The organism is Synechococcus sp. CCY9201 (genome assembly GCF_034931105.1).
Taxonomy (GTDB): domain Bacteria; phylum Cyanobacteriota; class Cyanobacteriia; order PCC-6307; family Cyanobiaceae; genus CBW1002.
Genome location: NZ_JAYGIC010000064.1, coordinates 1 through 1,425, shown reverse-complemented (window position 1 = coordinate 1,425; position 1,425 = coordinate 1). Strand labels below are relative to the sequence as shown.

The window sequence follows — 1,425 nt, the reverse complement described above, 5'->3', positions numbered from 1 at the left end:
CTGCTTCCGCTTCAATCGGCGCTTTGCCATGGCTGAGATGACCGAGCGCATCGCCAATGCAGTCTGCTGCTGCATGCCTTGCACGGAGCGGGATCTCAGGCTTGCGGAGGCTTATGGGTAATCAAGAGGAAAGATTGCGCTGTACTTCCGGCGTAAATGCAGCCGTCTGGCAAGAGTCGTAGAAGAGGAAGCCGATGAAATTGGCATTGTCAAACAGTGGAAGTGTTAACGAGGATCGATAGTCTTGCTCCAGTAACCATTTGGAATGCTGGTTGCCGGCTTGGATTGTGCTGGGGATGTCGTCGATCACGCGGTGCCGCCGGGTTCGGACTAACTCGCTCAGGGATCTGCTGCCGCCCAGGGGGAATTCATAGGCTGCGATCGCTGCGCCGCTGCGGGTGCTGTTGATGAACGTCTTCAGCAGATCGGTGCCTGGGTCGTAGAGAGCACAGGCGATCCGATCAATGGTCGGCACCAGATCCAGGAGCTGTTGGTGCAATTGCTCCAGCCGTTGGGTGAGCGCATTGCCCGCACTCTTCAGATGCAGGGGCAACCCAGGCAGAGGGGTCTGAACCTCTTGTGGTTGAACCTGTTGAGGTTGAACCTCGTCCGACGACGAGGCCCCGGGGACGGGAGTGGGGGTGGATCTCATCGGTGGCACCGGCGCCGGTCCAGTGGGGCAACCGCCCAGGCCGACCGGTTCAGCATGGCTCACCAGGCAGCTCTGAGGCCATCCGGCTCTGAGATCATCGGATGGCGGCAGGGCTCGCCAGGATGGCGACGCAGCAGGGAGGGCCCTTGGGGCATGGATGTCGTTCACTGCAGGGGTGATCGCCGCCGCGACGAAGCCTTTGGATTCCCTTTCCGCTCCTGATCCTTCGGGTCTGCCTGATGGGGTCACCCTGGAGGCGCTGGAACGCCGCTGTCGCCGCCAGGGCAGCGGTATCGGCGCGCCGCAGCTCGAGGCCTGCTGGTGTCTGCAGAGCGTCTGGCGCAAGGGTCGGCAGACCCCGGATCGGGTGGCCAGTCCCCTGCTGCAGCTGCTGGGGGCACGGCTGGAGATTCGCAGTGCGACGTCTGCGCCAACGACCACCACGGTGCCCCTTCCTGCGCCTTCACCCGCGTCTGTCTCGGTGGATCCATCAACCCTTCACCTCACCAATGCGGTGCGCCTGGGGCGATTGGAGCTGCGCTTCAGCGGCCAGGGTGCCTTGGTGGGCAAACGACCTCTGCTCCGCTTCAGCTTCAACCTGTTGGAGCTGGGCTGGTTGGAGGCCAATGGAGGCTTCCGGCCGCTGTGGAGCCGCCCCCTGCCGGAAGGCGGTGATTCGCGGCGCCAGCCCTTCTTCGCCCTGATCGCGGCCGAGTCCGACTGGCTTGCGGCCCGGGGCCGCGGCGGCGGCCTGGCGCTGTGGCGGCGATGAC

General features: G+C 64.3%; 2 protein-coding genes. One reads left to right on the top strand and one right to left on the bottom strand.

Annotated features, from left to right (window positions below):
• Positions 1–121: 121 nt before the first annotated feature.
• On the bottom strand, positions 122–553 hold the full coding sequence (locus VB716_RS06330) for a GAF domain-containing protein (protein ID WP_323270024.1): 432 nt from the start codon (positions 551–553) through the stop codon (positions 122–124).
• A gap of 256 nt (positions 554–809) precedes the next feature.
• Between VB716_RS06330 and VB716_RS06325 the strand changes: the two genes are divergently transcribed.
• Positions 810–1,424 carry a hypothetical protein gene (locus tag VB716_RS06325; RefSeq protein ID WP_323270023.1) on the top strand — a complete coding sequence of 205 codons (615 nt, stop codon included), beginning with the start codon at positions 810–812 and terminating at the stop codon, positions 1,422–1,424.
• Position 1,425 lies beyond the last annotated feature (1 nt).

Bases quoted from the DNA above. Each gene is read 5' to 3' on its own strand.
- VB716_RS06325 (WP_323270023.1), top strand. From the start codon at position 810: ATGTCGTTCACTGCAGGGGTGATCGCCGCCGCGACGAAGCCTTTGGAT.